Here is a 20,133-nt window from a genome sequence, read left to right on the forward strand (position 1 = left end):
GATCGTCGATCAATAAATTTTGTTTACAGCGAGGATTACCAGCAGTGAAGTGACCGTCACTTCGGACGCGAGAACGGCCGATATGTAAGGTCGCGCCGAGCCCGGCCCGCCCGTGACGGCCCGGCTCGGGCGCCGGGCGACGCCGCCCCTCCGTGACGGCGGGCGCGGCCGGGCGGGCGGCTGGGGCGGTGCGCCTGCCTGGGGGTGGTTTGGATGGGCTCCCAACGAATTGGGCGTTGACGTTTGTTGGTATGGACAGCAAACTAATTCACGGAGTTTCGCACCCGTGAAGGAGCATCCATGCCCTATCGCCCGCCTCTGGTCGCGCACGAGTACTTCGTGGCAGACCCGCCCGAGCTGCCGGTACGCGCGCACGGCGAGGGGGGACTGTCGGCGCTGACCACCGCCGAGCTGGTCGCCGCCGACGGGGCCGGGGTGATGCTGAAGGCCGTCACCACGGCAGAGGAGACGCTGGTCGTGCAGGTCGGCGTGGCCGGTGAGGGCGTGATCCGGGTGCGGCTGAGCGAGGACGCCGATGCCCGGCCACGGTCCGAGCGGGCGATCTCGCTGGTGAAGCCGGGCACGTTCGCGGGGGCGCGGGCGGAGTCCCTGGCCGACGGGCGCATCGTGGTGGACGCCGGGTCGCTGCGGGCCGAGATCCGGCTCGCGCCCTGGCAGCTGAGCTTCACCGACTCCTCCGGCGTCACGCTGGTGGAGCAGGATCGTGGGCACGTCGACATCAGCGGCCGGATGCGTACGCTGCCCTTCGGAAGGTCGTCGGCCAGTGGCGGGCCGGTGGCCTATCACGAGAGCTTCGCCGCCGCCCCCGACGAGGCGTTCGCCGGGTTCGGGGAGTCGTTCGCGCGGCTGGACAAGCGCGGGCAGCGGCCGGTGATGTGGAACTTCGACGCGTTCGGCGCCGAGTCGCAGCGGGCCTACAAGAACGTGCCGCTGTATCTGTCGAGCAAGGGCTACGGGGTGCTGGTCGACAGCGGCGCGCCGACCGAGTTCGACGTCTGCCAGTCCACGCACAGCGTCGTGCAGATCGTGGTGCCCGACGACGTGATGGACTACTACGTGATCGCCGGGCCGACGCCGCCGGAGGTGCTGGAGCGTTACGACCGGCTGACGTGCCGGCCGGAGCTGCCGCCGAAGTGGGCGTTCGGCACCTGGATCTCCTCCGGCTTCTGCGTCGACAGCCAGGAGCGGGTGCTGGCCAGGGCGCGCACGATCCGGGAGCGCGGCATCCCGTGTGACGTGCTGCATCTGGACACCTACTGGCAGGCCGACGGGCACTGGTCCGATCTGCGGTGGGATCCGGTGAACTTCCCGGACCCGGAGGCGATGCTGACGGAGCTGGACGGGATGGGGTTCAAGGTCTGCCTGTGGATGAACCCGTACATCTCGCATCTGAGCCCGGCGTTCGCGGAGGCGGCTAATGCCGGATATTTCCTGAAGAACGCGGCGGGGGAGGCGTACGTCGCCGACACCTGGCACGGGTCGTTCCCCGCCTGCGGCATTCTCGACCTGACCCGGCCCGCCACGAAACGCTGGTTCCAGGATCGGCTGCGGGCGCTGCTGCGGCAGGGCGTCCAGGCGTTCAAGACGGACTTCGCCGAAGGTGTGCCCGCCGACGCCGTCGCCTACAACGGGATGACCGGCACCGACCTGCACAACGTCTACACGCTGCTGTTCAACGACGCGGTCGCCGAGGTGACGCGCGAGGTGCACGGGCACAGCCTGGTGTGGGCGCGCTCGTCGTTCCTGGGCGGGCAGCGGCACAGCGCCCAGTGGAGCGGCGACACGTACACCAGCTATGCCGCGATGGGCAGCACGATCCGGGGCGGGCTCGCGCACGGGCTGTCCGGGGTGCCGTTCTGGAGTCATGACGCGGGCGGGTTCACCGGCAGGCCGAGCGACGACCTGTTCGTGCGGTGGACGCAGTTCGGCGCGCTGTCGCCGCTGGTGCGGCTGCACGGCACCACGACGCGGGAGCCGTGGGAGTTCCCGGCCGTCGAGGCGCAGGCGGTGGACGCGCTGAGGCTGCGCTATCGGCTGATGCCGTACCTCTACTCGGCCGCCGTCGAGGCGGCCAGGACGGGCGCGCCGATGATGCGCGCGCTCTGCGTGGACCACCCGGCCGACCCGATCGCCTGGCAGGCCGACCTGGAGTACCTGCTCGGGCGTGACCTGCTGGTCGCGCCGATGACCTCGCCGGGCGGCACCCGCGACGTCTACCTGCCGGAAGGCGAGTGGGTGGACTACTGGACCGGGGAGACGCACGGCGGTGGGCGCTACCTGAGCGTCACCAAGCCGCTGGAGCAGATCCCGCTGTACGTGCGGCGCGGCGCGCTCATCCCGGTCGCCGAACCGGGGCAGACCGTGACGACGCCGGACACGATCACGCTGGTCGCCTTCGGGGGCGGCGACTGCCGCATGCGGATCCACGACACCGACGGCGACACCGCCGTCGTGGCAATCCGGGACGGCGACACGCTCCGCGTGACCGTCACCGGGCCGAAACGGGTCGCCGCCGTCGAGTTCGCCCCGGTGGCGGGCGCTCCCGGCCGGGCCGTCATCACCCAGGAGGGACCATGATCAAGAAGACTGGCGTGGCGGCGCTCGTGGCCGTGGCGCTCGCCCTGTCGGCATGCGGCGGCGGCGAGGAGTCGGCCGCCGACCCGAACCAGCCGCGCGTGCTCAAGCTCTGGCACTACGAGGCCGCCGAGAGCGCCATGGGCAAGGCGTGGGCCGAGGCGATCAAGAAGTTCGAGGCCACGCACCCGAACGTCAAGGTGCAGTTCGAGGAGAAGAGCTTCGAGCAGATCCAGAAGACGGCGAGCATGGTGCTCAACTCCGACGAGGCGCCCGACCTCATGGAGTACAACAAGGGCAACGCCACCGCCGGCCTGCTGTCCAAGCAGGGCCTCATCGCCGACATGAGCGAGGAGGTGACCAAGCGCGGCTGGGACAAGCTGCTGCCCGGCGGCCTGGCGACCACCGCCCGCTACGACGAGCGGGGCGTGATGGGCTCCGGCAAGTGGTTCGGCCTGCCCAACTACGGCGAGTTCGTGATGGTCTACTACAACAAGGACCTGTTCGAGAAGCACAAGGTCGACGTGCCGGCGACGTACGAGGAGTTCACGGCCGCACTGGACACCTTCGTCAAGGCCGGCGTGACGCCCGTCTCGCTGGCGGGCGCCGAGTATCCGGCCCAGCAGATCGTCTACCAGCTCGCCCTCAGCAAGGCCAACCGCGCCTGGGTCGACGCCTTCCAGTCTTACCAGGGCAAGGTCGACTTCCAGGGCCCGGAGCTCACCTACGGCGCGACGACGTTCGCCGACTGGGTGAAGAAGGGGTACGTCGACAAGAAGTCGTCCGGGCTGAAGGCCGAGGACATGGGCGTGGCGTTCATGAAGGGCGACTTCCCCGTCATGATCAGCGGAAGCTGGTGGTACGGCCGGGTCGCCGCGGAGGCCAAGGGCTTCGAGTGGGGCCACTTCCTGTTCCCCGGCTCGACGATGGCGCCCGGCTCCAGCGGCAACCTGTGGGTGGTGCCGGAGAAGTCGGAGAACAAGGACCTGGCCTACGACTTCATCGACATCACGATGAGCAAGGAGATCCAGAACCTGCTCGGCAACTCCGGCGGCGTCCCCGTCGCGGCCGACCCGGCGGCGATCACCGACGCGAAGAGCAAGGAGCTCATCGAGACGTTCAACAAGCTGACGGCGGCCGACGGGCTCGCCTTCTACCCCGACTGGCCCGCCCCGGGCTACTACGACGTCCTGGTCGCCGGCACGCAGCAGCTCATCAACGGCACCAAGGCCCCGGCCGAGGTGCTGACCGAGATCGCCGGGCCGTACGAAGACAACCTCGCCGACCTCGGAAACTAGATGCGCAAGGGCTATTGGCTCTACCTGGTGCCCAGCCTGCTGCTGTTCCTGGGCGTCATCGTGGTGCCGTTCCTGATGAACCTGGGCGTGAGCTTCACCCGCTGGTCGGGAGTGGGCACGCCCAGGTGGGTCGGGCTGGACAACTACGTCAGGCTGCTGGACGACGAGCGTTTCTGGCTGTCGTTCCAGAACAACGTCGCGCTGATCGTCGCCATGGCGATCGTGCCGACCGCGATCGGGCTGGTGCTGGCCGCCGCGCTGTTCGACTACATCGGCAAGCGGTTCGGCACCCGCACGGCGGCGGCGCTGCGGGCCATGTACTACCTGCCGCAGGTGCTGCCGGTCGCGGTGGCCGGCGTGGTGTGGGGCTGGATGCTGCACCCGTCGTACGGGGCGGTCAACCAGGCGTTCGGGCTGGAGCTCGACTGGCTGGGCGATCCCGATCTGGCGCTGGCCACGGTCATGGCCGTCATGGTCTGGTTCCAGCTCGGCTACCCGGTGGTGATCTTCATGGCGGGGCTGCAGCGCGTGGACCCGGCCTACTACGAGGCGGCCGAGCTCGACGGAGCGTCCTGGTGGCGCAAGGTGTGGCACATCACCGTTCCGCAGATCCGGCCGGAGATCTTCGTCGTGCTGCTGACCTGTACGATCGCCGCGCTGAAGGTGTTCGGGCCGATCTTCGTGCTCACGCGCGGCGGGCCGGGCAACGCCACGATGGTGCCCTCGTACTTCTCGTACCTGAACTTCTTCCAGAAGAGCAACGTCGGGTACGGGTCGGCCATCGCCACGGTGCTCGCGCTGATCATCGTCGTGGTGACGTTCCTGTTCCTGCGCGTGCAGGAGCGTGAGCGATGAGGGGCCCGGGGCGCTGGGCCGTGCTCGCGGCCCTGGTCATGCTGGCCGTGGTGATGGTGTTCCCGTTCCTGATCGTGGCGCTCAACGCGGTCAAGTCACCCGAGGAGTACAGCTCGGAAGGGCCGCTGAGCCTGCCCGACGGGCTCTACCTCCAGGGCATCGCGGACTTCTGGAACCGGGTGGACTTCGGCGAGAAGCTCGTCAACAGCCTGCTGATCAGCGGGTCGGTTGCGGTGCTCGCGGTGGTGCTGTCGGTGCTCAACGCGTACGCGCTCGGCATCGGGCGGGTGCGCGGCCGGCTGTCGATCCTGGTGCTGTTCCTGGTGGCCAACACGCTGCCGCAGGAGGCGCTCGCCTACCCGCTGTACTACCTGGCCAAGGAGCTCGGGCTCTACGACACCAGGCTGTCGATGATCATCATCTTCACCGTGATCCAGGCGGCCTTCGGGACGTACCTGCTCAGCGCGGTGCTGGGCCAGTTCCCCAGGGAGATCCTGGAGGCGGCGGAGATCGACGGCGCCGGCCGGTTCCGGGCGCTGACCCGGATCGTGGTGCCGATCAGCAGGCCGACGCTGAGCGTGCTGATGATCTTCTTCTTCATCTGGACCTGGAACGAGTTCTTCCTACCGCTGATCTTCCTGATCTCCAACGACAACCAGACGGTGCCGGTCGCCCTCGGCGTGCTGCAGGGGGAGAGGTACATGGACGCGACCATGTCCAGCGCCTCGGCCCTGCTGGGCATCGTCCCGGCCGTCGTGTTCTTCCTGATCTTCCAGCGCACGCTCACCCGAGGCATCACGGTCGGCGCCGTGAAGTGAGCCTCCCGTACCGAGGAGACACCCCCATGTCCATACGGTTATGCCTGGCCGCCGCCCTGGCCGCCTCGCTGCTCACCGCACCGGCCGCGCACGCGGCCGCCGAGCCGGCCTTCCGCGATCCGGGGCTGCCGCTGGAGCAGCGGGTGGCCGACCTGCTGGGCCGGCTCACGCTGCCGGAGAAACTCGGCATGCTGCACCAGTCGCAGCCGGCCATCCCCAGGCTCGGCATCCCGTACCACAAGAACGGGACCGAGGCGCTGCACGGCGTCGCCTGGTCCAACCACCGCGACGACAACTGGAACATGAAGCTCGCGAGCGGCACCGTGTTCCCGCAGGCCGTGGGCCTGGCCAGCACCTGGGACCCGGAGCTGGTCAAGCGGGTCGGCGACGTCGTCGGCGACGAGGCGCGCGGCTACAACGCGCTCGACCCGGTCCTGTGGGGCCTGCAGCTGTGGGCGCCGGTCGTCGACCCGCTGCGCGACCCGCGCGCCGGCCGCAACGAGGAGGGCTACTCGGAGGACCCGCTGCTCAGCGGCGCCATGGCCACCGCCTACGGCAAGGGCCTGCAGGGTGACGACCCGTTCTACCTCAAGACCGCGCCCGTCCTGAAGCACTACCTGGGCTACAACAACGAGACCGACCGCAGCCTCACCTCCTCCAACCTGACGCCGAAGCTCAAGCACGAGTACTACGAGCAGGCGTTCAAGCAGGCGATCTCGGCCGACGCCGCGACCGGCGTGATGGCCTCCTACAACCTGGTCAACGGCCGGCCCAACCACGTCAACACCGACCTGAACGAGGTCGTCCGCTCCTGGACTGACAAGACGCTCTACAACGTCAGCGACGCCTGGGGGCCGCACGCGCTCACGGACCCGGAGAAGTACTTCGACAACAAGCCCGAGGCGTTCGCCGCCGTGCTCAAGTCGGGGCAGGACAGCTTCACCATCGACGGCAGCGACTCCGGGCCGCTGGTGCAGAACCTGACGATCGCGCTGGACCGGGGCCTCATCACCGAGGCGGACGTGGACAGGGCCGTGGGACACGCGCTGTCGGTGCGGTTCCGGCTCGGGCACTTCGACCCGGACGGGGGCCCGTACAAGGACATCGGGCCCGAGGTGATCAACAGCGCCGAGCACCAGCGGCTCAACCGGGAGACCGCCGGCAAGGCGGCGGTGCTCCTGCGCAACTCCGGCGTGCTGCCGCTGAAGGACCCCGGGTCGGCGGCCGTGGTCGGCCCGCTGGCGGACAGGCTCTACGGCGACTGGTACGCGGGCACCATGCCGTACCAGGTCACGCCGCTCGACGGGGTCAAGGAGCGCGTCTCCGACGTGACCACCGCCGAGGGGCTGGAGCGGATCGCCCTCAAGCATCTCGGCTCCGGTAAGTACCTCACCGCCACCGGCACCGGCCCCGACGACAACGCCGCGCTGGCCGACAGCACGCCGACGGCCGCCTCGCAGTGGGACCTCACCGACTGGGTCGGCGGCGTCTCCACGCTGCGCAACGCCGGCAACGGCAAGCTGCTCGGCGGCGACTGGCGCTCGCTCGACACCGACGACGACGAGCCCAACGGCTGGTACGTCCAGCAGCAGTTCGCGCTGGAGAAGCAGGGCGACGGCAGCTACCTCGTCCGGTACGCCGGGTTCGAGAACGTCGAGGGCTGGTACGGCCTGCGCGACCCGTACGTGACCGTGAACGCCGACGGGACGCCCGGACTGGCGCCCAAGGCGCAGGCGGCGCGGTTCGCCAAGGAGGTCGTCTCCGACGGTGTCGCCGCGGCCGCCGAGCAGGCCCGCAAGGCCGACGTCGCCGTCGTGGTCGTCGGCAGCCACCCGTGGGTGCAGGGCCGCGAGTTCCACGACCGCGACGACCTCCGGCTCGGCGAGGGCCAGCTGCGGCTCATCGAGGCCGTGCGCGAGGCCAACCCGAAGACCGTCGTGGTGCTGGAGACCAGCTATCCGGTGATCGTGGACGCGCCGACGCTGCTGTGGACCACGCACGCCGGAGCCGAGACCGGGCACGCCGTCGCCGACGTGCTCTTCGGCGACGTCAACCCGGCCGGGCGGCTCACCCAGACCTGGTACGCCACCGACGACCTGCCGAGCATCCTGGACTACGACCTGGCCAAGACCGGCATGACGTACCTGTACCACGAGGGCCGGGAGCTCTACCCGTTCGGCCACGGCCTCAGCTACACCACGTTCGGCTACCAGGGCCTGCGGGTGCGCGGCGACGAGGTGAGCGTCAAGGTCACCAACACCGGCCGGGTCACCGGCGAGGAGGTCGTCCAGCTCTACACCCACCAGCGCAGGTCCCGCTTCGACCAGCCGGTCAAGCGGCTGCGCGGCTTCGAGCGGATCACGCTGGCGCCGGGCGAGTCCAGGACGGTCACGTTCCCGCTGGCCAAGGCGGACCTGGCCGTGTGGGACCACACCCGTGAGCGGTGGGCCGTCGAGTCCGCCACCCACGACGTGCTGGTCGGCTCCTCCTCCGACCGCATCCGCCAGCGCACCACGCTGCGGGTCAAGGGCGAGACGATCCCGGCTCGCGACCTGACGCGGACGACCCGGGCGATGAACTTCGACGACTACTCGGGTGTCACGTTCGCCGACGAGAACAAGGTCGCCGGCGACGTCGTCGCGGGGTCCGGCGGCGACTGGATCTCCTTCACCGACGCCGTCTACGGCGGCGCGCTGACGGCGGGGGCCGCCTCGGTGGCGGGCGGCTCGATCGAGGTGCGGCGCGGCTCGCCGACCGGCGCCCTCCTGACCACCGTCCAGGTCCCGGCCACCGGTGGTGTGTACGAGTACGCGACCGCCACGGCCTCGCTCAAACCCGGCAAGGGCGACCTGTACCTGGTGTTCAAGGGCGACCTCCGGCTCAGGGACGTGACGCTCGCTCGCAGATAAGTTCGTTGTCCATCCAAACTATTGACCTCGATCGTCGCCTGTGTGAGCCTCTGTGTTAGCTCATGCGCGCGAGGCGCGGCGACGGTCAGGGTCCTGCAACCTGGTTCGTGCATGGCGGTCTGTCTGTTCGTCCTCGGGTGCGCCTGCGGCGTGCCCGGAAAGGGAGAGCCGCTCATGCGAAAGGCATTACTCAGCCTGATCGCGATCACCGCCGTGCTGATCGTCACGGCGGTGGTGCGGATGGCACCGGTGTCCGCCGTCGCGGCGGATCCGTACGCGTTCAAGAACGTCAGGATCGACGGCGGCGGGTTCGTGCCCGCCGTCCTGTTCAACCCCACCGAGCGCGACCTCGTCTACGCTCGCACCGACATCGGCGGCGCGTACCGGTGGAACGAGTCCGCCAAGTCGTGGAAGCCGCTGCTCGACTGGGTGGGCTGGGACAAGTGGGGCTGGAACGGCGTGGTCAGCATGGCCACCGACCCGGTCGACACCGGCCGGGTCTACGCCGCCGTCGGCATGTACACCAACGACTGGGATCCCAACAACGGGGCCATCCTGCGCTCCACGAACAAGGGCGACTCGTGGCAGGCCACCGAGCTGCCGTTCAAGCTCGGCGGCAACATGCCGGGCCGCGGCATGGGTGAGGCGCTGGCCGTCGACCCGAACAAGAACAACGTGCTGTACTTCGGCACGCCCAACGGCAACGGCCTGTGGCGCAGCACCGACTACGGGGCGACCTGGGCGAAGGTGGCGAGCTTCCCGAACCCCGGCAACTACGCCCAGGACCCCAGTGACCCGAACGGCTACCTCAGCCACCGGCCGGGCGTCGTGTGGGTGACGTACGACCCGCGCTCGTCGTCGGCCGGCAGCGCCACCCGGACGATCTACGTGGGCGTGGCCGACAAGGACAACACCGTCTACCGCACCACCGACGCCGGGGCCACCTGGGAGCGGGTGGCGGGGCAGCCGACCGGCTACATCGCGCACAAGGGCGTGCTCGACACCGAGAACGGCCACCTGTTCATCGCCACCAGCGACACCGGCGGCCCGTACGACGGTGCGAAGGGTGACGTGTGGCGGTACGCGACCGCCACCGGCACGTGGACGCAGGTCAGCCCCGTGCCGTCGTCGAGCGCCGACGACTACTTCGGCTACAGCGGCCTCACCCTCGACCGGCAGGACCCGGGCACGCTCATGGTCGCGACGCAGATCTCCTGGTGGCCTGACGTGATCTTCTTCAGGTCCACCGACTCGGGCGCCACCTGGACCCGCGTGTGGGACTGGACGTCGTACCCGAACCGGAGCTTCCGCTACAAGATGGACGTCTCCGCGGTGCCGTGGCTGACGTTCGGCACCAACCCGCAGCCTCCCGAGGTCACGCCCAAGCTCGGCTGGATGACCGAATCGCTGGAGATCGACCCGTTCGACTCCGACCGGATGATGTACGGCACCGGCGCGACGATCTACGGCACCGAGGACCTCACGCAATGGGACTCCGGTGGCCAGTTCACGATCAAGCCGATGGTCAAGGGCCTGGAGGAGACCGCGGTCCTCGACCTGGTCAGCCCGCCGAGCGGCGCGCCGCTGGTCAGCGCGCTGGGTGACATCGGCGGCTTCCGGCACACCAACCTGGACGCGGTGCCGCCGATGATGTTCACCTCGCCGGGCTTCACCTCGACCACCAGCCTCGACTACGCCGAGAAGAACCCCGCCGTGATGGTCAGGGCCGGCAACTTCACCGACGCCGACCGCCCCAACGACAGCCACGTGGCCTTCTCGACGGACGGCGGCGCGAACTGGTTCCAGGGCGGCGAACCGGGCGGGATCAACGAGGGCGGCACGGTCGCGGCGGCGGCCGACGGCTCCCGGTTCGTGTGGGCGCCCAAGGGCGTCGCGCCGCACTACTCGGTGGGCTACGGCAACTCCTGGCAGCAGGCGCAGGGCCTGCCGACCGGCGCGGTCGTCGAGTCGGACCGGGTCAACCCGATGAAGTTCTACGGCTTCGCCGCCGGCCGGTTCTACGTCAGCACCAACGGCGGCGCGACGTTCACCGCCACGGCCGCGACCGGGCTGCCCGCCGAGGGCAACGCCCACTTCAAGGCGCTGCCGGGCAAGGAGGGCGACGTCTGGCTGGCGGGCGGGACGGGCCTGTTCCACTCGACCGACAGCGGCGCCTCGTTCGCCAAGCTGCCGGGCATCACCTCGGCGGTGAACATCGGCTTCGGCAAGGCCGCGCCCGGGGCCTCCTACCAGGCCCTGTACGCGGTGGCGACCACGGGCGGCGTCACGGGCCTCTACCGGTCCGACGACGCGGGCTCGTCCTGGGTGCGCATCAACGACGACGAGCACCAGTGGGGCAACATGGGCGAGGCCCTGACGGGCGACCCCCGTGTGTACGGGCGCGTCTACCTGGGCACCAACGGCCGGGGCATCATCTACGGCGACCGCACCGGCCCCGAGCCGACGATCACCCCGACCGTGACGGTGACCCCGACCGTGACGGTGACCCCCACGGTGACGGTCACCCCGACCGTGACGGTCACGCCCACCACCGGCAAGGCGTGCACCGCCACCTACCAGCCCGGCAACCAGTGGCCGGGCGGCTTCCAGGCGGGCGTGACGGTGAAGAACACCGGCGCCTCGGCCCTCGCGGGCTGGAAGGTCACCTGGACGTTCCCCGGCGACCAGCGCATCACCCAGCTCTGGAGCGGCGCCCACACCCAGACGGGCACCGCGGTGAGCGTGACGAACGCCGGTTACAACGGCGCCGTCCAACCGGGCGCGAGCACGTCGTTCGGCTTCAACGGCAGCTACTCCGGCAGCAACACCGCGCCGGCGGCCCTCACCTGCACGGCGAGCTGACCTGGGCGAGGGGGCGGTGACCGCGCCGCCCCCTCGGCTCAGCCCTTGATCGCCCCCACGATGACGCCCTTGGTGAAGTGGCGCTGCACGAACGGGTAGATGATCAGCGCCGGGACCACCGCGATGACCACGATCGCCATCTTGATCGCCAGCGTCGGCGGGGCGTCGTGCCCCATGCCGCTCACGCCCAGCGTCGCGGTGGGCAGCGGGTTGGAGTCGACCACGTACTGCCGCAGGATGAGCGCCAGCGGCCACTTGCGCGTGTCGTCGATGTAGAGCATCGCGTTGAACCACGCGTTCCAGTAGCCCACCGCGTAGAACAGGCCGACGACCGCCGTGACCGCCTTGGACATGGGCAGCACGATCCGCCACAGGATGCGGAACTCGCCCGCGCCGTCTATCCGCGCGCTGTCCATGATCTCGCCCGGGATGTTCATGAAGAACGCCCGCAGCACCACCACGTTGAACGCGGACACGGCCGTCGGCAGGATGAGCGACCAGTAGCTGTCCTTGAGCCCCAGCCCGCTGACCATCAGATACACGGGGATGATGCCGGGGAAGAACACGAACATCAGCAGCACGCTGAACAGCAGCGGCCGGTGCCCGAACGAGCCGGGCCTCGACAGCGAGTACGCGCCCAGCACGCTCACGGCCAGGCTGATGACCGTGCCGCCGATGGTCACGATGGTGCTCACCATGACGGCCCGGCTCACCACCGAGTCCGAAAATATCTGGATATAGGCGTCGAAATGGATGCCTTCGGGCACCAGGACCAGCCCGCCCACCCGGTTCACGGTCGCGGCCGAGCTGAGACTGGTCAGCACGATCGTGTAGAGCGGGAAGAGCACGGCCAGCACGATCAGCGTGAGCAGCGTGCCCTTGCCGACCCGTCCCGCGGGGGAGGGCGCCTCCTCCCACGCCGCCAGCCCGGCGGGCTTCCTGGCCCGCCCCGTCCCCAAGAGCGTCATGACTTGGAATACACCCCTCGCTCGCCGAACGCGTGGGCCACCCGGTTCGCCGCGACGATCAGCAGCAGCCCGACCAGTCCCTTGAACAACCCGGCGGCCGCGCCGTACCCGAGGTCGCCGGTGCGCAGGCCGGACCAGTAGACGAAGGTGTCGAACACCTCCGACGCCTGGCTGCCGACGGCGCTGCGCTGCAGCATGAACTGCTCGAAACCGACGTTCAGCGCGTCGCCCAGGCGCAGGATCAGCAGCAGGACGATGACGGGACGCAGCCCCGGCAGCGTGATGTGCCACATCCGGCGCCACCGCTTGGCGCCGTCGACCGCCGCGGCCTCGTACAGGCTCGGGCTGATCGTGCTGAGCGCGGCCAGGAAGATGATCGCGCCCCAGCCCGCGTCCTTCCAGATCGTCTGGGAGGTGAGCAGCAGGATGAACGTGTCGGAGTTCGTCATCCAGTCGATGCCCTCGTGCCCCCGCTCGCGCAGGAGCTGGGACAGCAGCCCGGCACCGCCGAACATCTGCTGGAAGATGGCCACGACCAGCACCCAGGAGAAGAAGTACGGCATGTAGACGACGCCCTGCACGAACGCCCGCAGCCGGGCCGAGACCACGCTGTTGAGCAGCAGCGCCAGCATGATCGGCACCGGGAAGTAGAACACGAGCTGGAACGCGGTGATCGCCAGTGTGTTCACCATCGCGCGCAGGAACTGCGGATCCTCGAAGAGCAGCGCGAAGTTGGTGAACCCGATGATCGGGCTGCCCAGGATGCCGTCGGTGTAAGGGTTGTAGTCCTGGAAGGCGATGACGTTGCCGAGCGCCGGGATCCACCAGAAGGCCAGGACGACCAGCAGCATCGGCAGGTTCATCAGGACCAGCGGCCAGTCCCTGCGCAGCTTGGCCCGCCAGGTCAGCTCCGCGCCGGGCTTGGCCGCCCGGCCCCGGCGGGGCGGAGCGGCGGTCGTGGAGATCACAGCCGGCCGTTCTCCCGGGCGACCTTGCTGTAGAACTCCCTGGCCTCGTTGCCGCCCTGGTCCTGCCATTCCTTCACGATCTGCTTCCACTCGGAGACCGGCCGCTTGCCTCGGTAGATCTCGTTGAGCTTGTCCTCGGTCGGCTGCGCGATGCCGGCCATCTTGGACGGCACCTCGACGCGGATGCCGACGAACGGGTCGTTCTCCAGGTGCTGCGAGGAGGCGGTCTGCCAGTCCCACATGGCCTGGACGTAGCCGGGGTACTGGCTCTGGGAGATGGCGCCGGGCCGGCCCGACAGGAACAGGTAGGTGGGCGCGACCTCCTTGCGCCCGAGCGCGCTCGGCGCGGCCTTGCCGTCCTTGACGTCGTAGTGCTTGCCCTCGACGCCGTTGTTGACCAGCTCGTACTCCTGCGTGCCGAACGGCGCCGAGCACCAGTTGGCCAGCCCGAGCAGCTCACGGGTGCGCGCGTCGCCGAGGCCCTTCTTGATGAAGGTGAACATGCCGGCGGGCTCGTTGCGCCAGACGATGACCTTGCCGCCGGGCTTGGCCGGGTAGGGCGCGACGGCCCGCATGTCGAACTTCGGGTTGTCCGGCAGGAAGCGGCCCAGCGCCTCGTGCCAGGAGCCGGGCCCGTCCTTGTAGATGACGAGCTGGCCGCTGCCGAAGGGCGCCTTCTGGTCGGCGTCCTTGTTGGCCACCACGTCCGGGTGGACCCAGCCGCTCTCGAAGAGCTTGGTGACGAACTCGACGGAGGCGGCGAACTCCTCGGTCTCGTACTTGTAGACGAGCTTGCCGCCCACGTTGCGCCACTCGCGAGGCGAGTTGAAGGCGCGCTGGATCTCCTGGTCGACGGCGCCGAACGCCCAGCGCTTCTTCTTCGGGTCGGTCAGCTCCTTGCCGAGCACGAGCATGTCGTCGGCGCTCTTGGGCTGCGCCAGGCCGAGCTCGTCGAGGATGTCCTGGCGGACGAACGTGGCGAGCGGGTACGGGTCGTTCTGCCAGGGGATGCCCTGCAGGACGCCGCCGAAGACGCCGTAGTGCCAGGCCGCGGTGTCGTAGTTGGCCAGTAGCGGGAACTCCTTGGCCTTGTCCCCGGCCAGGTAGGGCGACAGGTCGGCGAAGAGCTTGTTGGCCGCCTCGGTGAAGTGCGCGATCGTGATGATGTTCCAGCCGGGGATCTGCATCATGTCGGGGACGTCGCCGCTGGCGAGAAGGGTGTTCAATTTCTCCACGTACGTGTTGCCGTCGGAGATGTTGAACCGGACGGTGCCGCCGAGCCGTTCGTTGACGGCCTCGTAGTAGGAGTTGTCGCCGAGCCCGGGAGGGACCGTGCCCCACAGCGGCGTCATCGCCGTCACCTCCTTGCCGCTGGTCAGCGGCTTGGTCGTGACGGCCTGCACCATCTGGGCCGGACGGGTGACGAAGCCCGGGTTGACGAACTCGCTGCCCGGCAGGTCCGGACTGAGGCCGGGGATGGCGAACGGGATCCGGTTCGGCACCAGGCTCTTGAGCTTGTCCGCGGCGACGGCCGTGCCTTTGGACAGCTCTCTCTTCTCCGCGCAGCCGGCGGTCGCCGCCAGGACGCCCGCACCTACCAGGCCGAGAAACCCGCGACGGGTTGTCTGAGATGACATGGCTCGGTCTCTTCTCTGAGTGGGGATGGCCTCGAGAAAATTAGTTGGTATTTCGACCAAACAAATTAGTAGACTGTGACCGTACCCACAAGGGAGCGTCACGGTCACAGGTTGGTGAAGGGAGCCCGCGATGCGGCATGCTGGGGTCACTTCTCGGCGGGAACGGGGCTGATATTGATCACATCCACGACTGGCCCGCAGCCGGCCGACTTCGCGGACGTCCGGGCCACCAACCTCGCGGTCGTGCTGCGCTTCGTGCGCGAGCACGCGCCGTGTTCCCGGGCCGACATCGCGGCGTCGACGGGGCTGAACAAGGCCACCGTGTCCAGCCTGGTCGCCGACCTCATCGACCGGCGGCTGGTGCGTGAGACCGGCCTGACGGAGAACCGGGTGGGCAGGCCGGCCACCATGCTCGTCCTCGACGGGTCGCCGTACGCCGCGATCGGGGTCGAGATCAACGTCGACTACGTCTCCGCCGTGGCCACCGGCCTGGCGGGGGAGCGGCTGCTCACCTGGCGGCGCTCGTTCAGCGCGGGCGACTCGGTCAACCAGGGCGTGGCCGCCGTGGCCGCGATCGTCCGGCGGGTGATCAACCGGATGGCCAAGGAGGAGCGCCGGGTGCTGGGGCTGGCCGTCGGCCTGCCCGGCCTGGTCGACGTGCAGGGCACCGTGCGCATCGCGCCCAACCTCGGCTGGTACGACGCCGACATCGGCGGCGACCTGACCAAGGCGCTGCGCGATCCGGGGTTCGCCATCCAGGTCGACAACGACGCGAACCTGGCGGCCCTGGCCGAGCAGCGGTTCGGCGCCCATGCGGGGGCGGCCGACCTGATCTACCTGACCGGCGAGATCGGCGTGGGCGCCGGCGTCATCCTCGACGGGCGGCTGCGGCGCGGCGGGCTCGGCTACAGCGGCGAACTCGGCCACGTCCAGCTCGACCCCGAGGGCCCGGAGTGCCGCTGCGGACGGCGCGGCTGCCTGGAGGCGGTGGCCGGCATCGGCGCCGTGCTGCGCCGGATGGACCCGTCACCGGCCGAGATCGAGGTGGAGATCGAGGAGGTGGTGCGCTCCGCCCGCGCGGGCGACGAGAGCACGCTGGCCCTCCTCGCGTCCGTGGGCGCCGGCCTGGGCAGGGGCGTGTCGATCATCGCCAACCTGCTCAACCCGGGGGTCGTGATCCTGGGCGGCTACTACGTGCCGCTGGCGTCGTGGCTGCTGCCCGCGGTGCGTGCCGAGGTCGCCGACCGCGCCATCGCGCCGCAGGCCGGAGGTGTGCGGGTGGTGGCCTCGACGCTGGGGCACGACGCCGCGGCGCTGGGCGGCGCGGCCCGGGTGCTCGACTCGGTCGATTCGGGAAGATTGCCCGGGGGAATCTCGCGAAACCCTTGACCAGGGTTCACGGTGACGTGCACCCTTCATGAAACTCCACGAAACACCTCCGAAACGTAGACGGCCGGTCATCGAAGCGCTTCGACACCCCTCAGAGGATGGCCATGCACGAACCCTTCCGCGACCCCGAGATCCCCCTCCCCGACCGGATCGCCGACCTGTCGAGCAGGCTCACTCCGGCCGAGAAGGTGAGCCTGCTGCACCAGTACCAGGCGCCGGTCGAGCGTCTGGGCGTCGGCCCCTTCCGCACCGGCACCGAGGCGCTGCACGGCCTGGCGTGGCTCGGCCCCGCGACCGTGTTCCCGCAGGCGATCGGGCTGGCCTCGACCTGGGACCCGGAGCTGGTCCGCCGGGTCGGCGAGGCGACCGGTGACGAGGTGCTGGCCTTCCACCACAAGGACCCGACCGGCGCCGGGCGCAACGTCTGGGCCCCGGTCGTCAACCCGTTGCGGGATCCGCGCTGGGGGCGCAACGAGGAGGGCTACTCCGAGGACCCGTGGCTGACGGGGCTGATGGGCGCGGCGTACGCCCACGGACTCCGTGGGAGCGCTCCCGTCCTGAAGACGGCGCCCACGCTCAAGCACTTCCTCGCCTACAACAACGAGACCGACCGCTGCGAGACCTCCAGCAACATCCCGCCCCGGGTGCTGCACGAGTACGAGCTGCCCGCCTTCCGCCCCGCCCTGGAGCAGGGCGCCGCCGTGGCCGTCATGCCCTCCTACAACCTGGTCAACGGCCGCCCCGCGCACCTCAGCCCGCTGATCAACGAGGTGCTGCGCGCCTGGGCGCCCGACGACCTGCTCGTGGTCAGCGACGCCTACGCGCCCGGCAACCTGTTCGGCCTGCAGGGCTACCACGAAACCCCCGCCGAGGCGTACGCGCACGCCCTCAAGGCCGGGCTCGACAGCTTCACCCAGGACGACGACCGCGCCGAGGCCACGCTCGGGCACCTGCGCGACGCCCTGGACCGCGGGCTGCTCACCGAGGACGACGTCGACACGGCCGTGCGGCACGCCCTGTCGATCCGGTTCCGGCTCGGCGAGTTCGACCCGGAGACCCCGTACGACGACATCACCGAAGAGGTCGTCAACTGCCCCGCGCACCAGGAGCTGGCCAGGGAGGCGGCGCGGCGCTCGATCGTGCTGCTGGACAACGACGGGCTGCTTCCGCTGCGCGACGTCACCACGATCGCCGTCATCGGGCAGCTCGGCGACACCGTGCTGGAGGACTGGTACAGCGGCACGCTCCCGTACGCCGTCACCGCCCGCGGCGGGCTGGCCGAGCGGTGCCGGACCGTGTTCTGCGAGGGCGTCGACCGGGTCACGCTCACCGCCGAGGCCGGGCCCGTGACGGCCGACCCGGCCGGCGGGCCGCTCAGCCTGGGCACCGCCGAGGCCGACACGTTCGACGTGTTCGACTGGGGCGGCGGCGCCTACGCGCTGCGTGCCGTGGCGACCGGCCGGTTCGTGTCCGTGGCCGACGGCGTGCTCGTCAACGACCAGCCGGGGCCCAACGGGTGGGAGGTGCGCCAGACGTTCCGGATGGAGGAGCGGCCACGCGGCTCACTCGCGCTGCGGCACATCTCCACCGGCTGCTACGTCGGCACCGGCGACGACGGCACGCTGCGCCTGGTCGACGACGCCGACCAGGCCGTGTGGCTGGTCATGGACGTCATCAGGGAGGGCGCCCGGCAGGCCGCCGACCTGGCCGCCGCCGCCGACGTGGCCGTCGTCGTCGTGGGCGACCACCCGCTCGTCAACGGCCGCGAGACCGAGGACCGCAACACGCTCGCCCTCGCCCCCGCCCAGGACGCCGTCGTCCGGGCCGTGCACGCCGCCAACCCGCGCACCGTCATGGTCGTCAGCAGCGGCTACCCGCTCACCTGGACGGCCACCGGCCTGCCGGCCGTGCTCTGGTCCGCGCACGGCGGGCAGGAGTACGGCCACGCGCTCGCCGAGGTGCTGTTCGGCGAGGCCGACCCGGAAGGGCGCCTCACCCAGACCTGGTACCGCTCCGAGCAGGAGCTGCCCGACCTGCTCGACTACGACATCATCACCGCCGACGCCACCTACCTGTACTTCCGCGGCACCCCCCGCTATCCCTTCGGCCACGGCCTCAGCTATGCCGCCTTCGACTACGCCGGCCTGCGCGTCAGCCTGACCGGCGACCTGGTCACGGCCGAGGTCACCGTCACCAACTCCGGCGACCGGCCCGGCGCCGAGGTCGTCCAGTTCTACACCCACCAGCAGCGCTCCCGGGTCAAGCAGCCGCTGCGCCGCCTGCGCGGCTTCGAACGGGTCCGGCTCGCGCCCGGCGAGAGCCGTACCGTCCGCCTCGACCTGCCGGTGAGCGAGCTGGCCTTCTGGGACGTCACCAGGAGCCGGTTCGTCGTGGAGAGCGCGCCGCACCAGCTCATGGTCGGCCGCAGCGCCACCGACCTGCGGCTCAGCGCCCGCTTCGAGGTCGCGGGCGAGATCGTCCCGCCCCGCCGCGGCCTGCTGCGCGCCGTCGACCACGACGAGTACGACGCGATCACCTTCACCGACGCCACCCGCGAGACCGGCGAGGCCGTACGCGCCGAGACCGAGGGCGCCTGGATCCTCTTCCGCCAGGTCGACCTCACCGGCACCGCATCCTGCCTGGCCGTCGCGGGCAGCACCGAAGGCGGCGTGATCACCCTGCGCGTCGGCGACCCCCTCTACGGCAAGTCGCTGGCCACCTTCCCGGTGCCCCGCACCCGGCGCCACGACCAGCACGCCATCGTCGCCTCACTTGCGGGCGTGCGGGGAGTGCACGATCTTTATGTCGTGTTCGAGAACGACGGCGTCACCCTGACCCAGCTCGACTTCGGAGCCGGCGCTTGAGCGGCCGCACGGTCACGATCGCCGAGGTCGCCAGGCACGCCGGCGTGGCCGTCAGCACCGTCTCCTACGTGCTCAGCGGCAAGCGCACGATCTCCGCCGACACCCGGCGGCGCGTCCTCGACAGCATCAGCGCGCTCGGCTACCACCCGCACGCCGGGGCCCGCGCCCTGGCCAGCAAACGCGCGAAGGTGATCGCGCTGGTGCTGCCGCTGCGCGCCGGCATGCACGTGCCCGTGCTCATGCGCTTCGCCAGCGCCGTCGTCACCGCGGCGCGCGGCTTCGACCACGACGTGCTCCTGCTGACCGCCGACGAGGGCACCGACGGCATCCGCCGGGTGGCCGCCAGCGCGCTCGTCGACGCGTTCGTCCTCATGGACGTCGAACTGGACGACCGGCGCGTCCCGCTGCTGCGCGACCTCGCCGAACCCAGCGTCCTCATCGGCTTCCCCGCCTCACCCGCCGGCCTCACCTGCGTCGACCTCGACTTCGCCGCCGCCGGCGAGCGCTGCGTCGCCCACCTCGCCGAACGCGGCCACGACCACATCGCCCTGCTCGGCGCCCCCGCCGTCGTCTACGAGCGCGGCACCGGCTTCGCCCGCCGCACCCGCGAGGGCTTCGTCGCCGCCCTCGCCGTCCACGGTGTCACCGGCGTCGCGCTGCCCTGCGAGGAGACCTTCGACGAGGTGTACGAGACCGTCCGCACCCTCCTGGCCGACCGGCCGGGCCTCTCCGGCCTCGTCGTCCACAACGAGGCCGCCGTCGGGCACGTCCTCAGCGCCCTGCGCCAGCTCGGCAAACGCGTCCCGCAGGACGTCGCCGTGGTGGCCATCTGCCCGGACGACGTTGCCGAACGCGCCAGCCCGCCCCTGACCTCGGTGCTCATCCCCGCCGAGGAGGTCGGCCGCGAAGCCGTCCGTCTCGTCATGGACAAACTCGACGGCAAGCCCGCCCCCCACGCGACCCTCCTTCC

The 20,133-nt window shown here is 70.2% G+C and carries 12 protein-coding genes; 9 read left to right on the forward strand and 3 right to left on the reverse strand.

The features are described 5' to 3' along the window. The first annotated feature begins 300 nt into the window (after nucleotides 1-300). The 6 genes from ADY59_RS10045 (at nucleotide 301) to ADY59_RS10070 (ending at nucleotide 11,337) form a co-directional block, all read left to right on the forward strand. Nucleotides 301-2,598 carry a TIM-barrel domain-containing protein gene (locus tag ADY59_RS10045; RefSeq protein ID WP_049560539.1) on the forward strand — a complete coding sequence of 766 codons (2,298 nt, stop codon included), beginning with the start codon at nucleotides 301-303 and terminating at the stop codon, nucleotides 2,596-2,598. After that, nucleotides 2,595-3,893: an ABC transporter substrate-binding protein gene (locus ADY59_RS10050; protein ID WP_049560541.1), complete on the forward strand. Its 1,299-nt coding sequence runs from the start codon at nucleotides 2,595-2,597 to the stop codon at nucleotides 3,891-3,893. The genes ADY59_RS10045 and ADY59_RS10050 overlap by 4 nt, the downstream gene beginning before the upstream one ends. Then, nucleotides 3,894-4,748 carry a carbohydrate ABC transporter permease gene (locus ADY59_RS10055; RefSeq protein WP_049560543.1) on the forward strand — a complete coding sequence of 285 codons (855 nt, stop codon included), beginning with the start codon at nucleotides 3,894-3,896 and terminating at the stop codon, nucleotides 4,746-4,748. Beyond that, nucleotides 4,745-5,566, forward strand: coding sequence for a carbohydrate ABC transporter permease (locus tag ADY59_RS10060; protein ID WP_049560546.1), 822 nt, complete (start codon nucleotides 4,745-4,747; stop codon nucleotides 5,564-5,566). Before ADY59_RS10055 ends, ADY59_RS10060 begins: the two co-directional genes overlap by 4 nt. Nucleotides 5,567-5,592: 26 nt before the next feature. Further along, nucleotides 5,593-8,475, forward strand: coding sequence for a glycoside hydrolase family 3 C-terminal domain-containing protein (locus ADY59_RS10065; protein ID WP_049560549.1), 2,883 nt, complete (start codon nucleotides 5,593-5,595; stop codon nucleotides 8,473-8,475). Between the two features lie 174 nt (nucleotides 8,476-8,649). Further along, the gene (locus ADY59_RS10070) at nucleotides 8,650-11,337 is read left to right on the forward strand and encodes a cellulose binding domain-containing protein (RefSeq protein WP_049560552.1); all 2,688 of its coding nucleotides are present in this window, start codon (nucleotides 8,650-8,652) and stop codon (nucleotides 11,335-11,337) included. A gap of 38 nt (nucleotides 11,338-11,375) precedes the next feature. Here the strand turns inward: ADY59_RS10070 and ADY59_RS10075 are convergent, their stop codons facing one another. The 3 genes from ADY59_RS10075 to ADY59_RS10085 are packed head-to-tail and all read right to left on the reverse strand — an operon-like array spanning nucleotide 11,376 to nucleotide 14,910. Continuing rightward, on the reverse strand, nucleotides 11,376-12,305 hold the full coding sequence (locus ADY59_RS10075) for a carbohydrate ABC transporter permease (protein ID WP_049560555.1): 930 nt from the start codon (nucleotides 12,303-12,305) through the stop codon (nucleotides 11,376-11,378). Further along, nucleotides 12,302-13,342 carry an ABC transporter permease gene (locus ADY59_RS10080; RefSeq protein ID WP_082309993.1) on the reverse strand — a complete coding sequence of 347 codons (1,041 nt, stop codon included), beginning with the start codon at nucleotides 13,340-13,342 and terminating at the stop codon, nucleotides 12,302-12,304. The genes ADY59_RS10075 and ADY59_RS10080 overlap by 4 nt, the downstream gene beginning before the upstream one ends. Continuing rightward, a complete protein-coding gene (locus ADY59_RS10085) occupies nucleotides 13,270-14,910 on the reverse strand; it encodes an extracellular solute-binding protein (protein WP_049560557.1) in 1,641 nt (546 codons plus the stop codon). The genes ADY59_RS10080 and ADY59_RS10085 overlap by 73 nt, the downstream gene beginning before the upstream one ends. Nucleotides 14,911-15,084: 174 nt before the next feature. Here ADY59_RS10085 and ADY59_RS10090 point away from each other — a divergent pair, with 174 nt between their 5' ends. From ADY59_RS10090 to ADY59_RS10100, 3 genes are all read left to right on the forward strand, one after another. Further along, nucleotides 15,085-16,299, forward strand: a complete 1,215-nt coding sequence (locus tag ADY59_RS10090) for an ROK family transcriptional regulator (protein ID WP_049560560.1) — start codon at nucleotides 15,085-15,087, stop codon at nucleotides 16,297-16,299. Nucleotides 16,300-16,403: 104 nt separating this feature from the next. Further along, nucleotides 16,404-19,163, forward strand: coding sequence for a glycoside hydrolase family 3 protein (locus ADY59_RS10095; protein ID WP_049560563.1), 2,760 nt, complete (start codon nucleotides 16,404-16,406; stop codon nucleotides 19,161-19,163). Continuing rightward, the coding region (locus ADY59_RS10100) for a LacI family DNA-binding transcriptional regulator (protein WP_049560565.1) at nucleotides 19,160-20,133 on the forward strand (974 nt) is incomplete at its 3' end. The genes ADY59_RS10095 and ADY59_RS10100, both read left to right, overlap by 4 nt.

The organism is Nonomuraea sp. SBT364, assembly GCF_001083785.1.
Taxonomy (GTDB): domain Bacteria; phylum Actinomycetota; class Actinomycetes; order Streptosporangiales; family Streptosporangiaceae; genus Nonomuraea.

Coding starts and splice junctions, on each gene's coding strand:
- ADY59_RS10085 (WP_049560557.1), bottom strand. CDS start 14,910: ATGTCATCTCAGACAACCCGTCGCGGGTTTCTCGGCCTGGTAGGTGCG.
- ADY59_RS10080 (WP_082309993.1), bottom strand. CDS start 13,342: ATGGCAGGACCAGGGCGGCAACGAGGCCAGGGAGTTCTACAGCAAGGT.
- ADY59_RS10050 (WP_049560541.1), top strand. CDS start 2,595: ATGATCAAGAAGACTGGCGTGGCGGCGCTCGTGGCCGTGGCGCTCGCC.
- ADY59_RS10060 (WP_049560546.1), top strand. CDS start 4,745: ATGAGGGGCCCGGGGCGCTGGGCCGTGCTCGCGGCCCTGGTCATGCTG.
- ADY59_RS10055 (WP_049560543.1), top strand. CDS start 3,894: ATGCGCAAGGGCTATTGGCTCTACCTGGTGCCCAGCCTGCTGCTGTTC.
- ADY59_RS10075 (WP_049560555.1), bottom strand. CDS start 12,305: ATGACGCTCTTGGGGACGGGGCGGGCCAGGAAGCCCGCCGGGCTGGCG.
- ADY59_RS10070 (WP_049560552.1), top strand. CDS start 8,650: ATGCGAAAGGCATTACTCAGCCTGATCGCGATCACCGCCGTGCTGATC.
- ADY59_RS10095 (WP_049560563.1), top strand. CDS start 16,404: ATGCACGAACCCTTCCGCGACCCCGAGATCCCCCTCCCCGACCGGATC.
- ADY59_RS10065 (WP_049560549.1), top strand. CDS start 5,593: ATGTCCATACGGTTATGCCTGGCCGCCGCCCTGGCCGCCTCGCTGCTC.
- ADY59_RS10045 (WP_049560539.1), top strand. CDS start 301: ATGCCCTATCGCCCGCCTCTGGTCGCGCACGAGTACTTCGTGGCAGAC.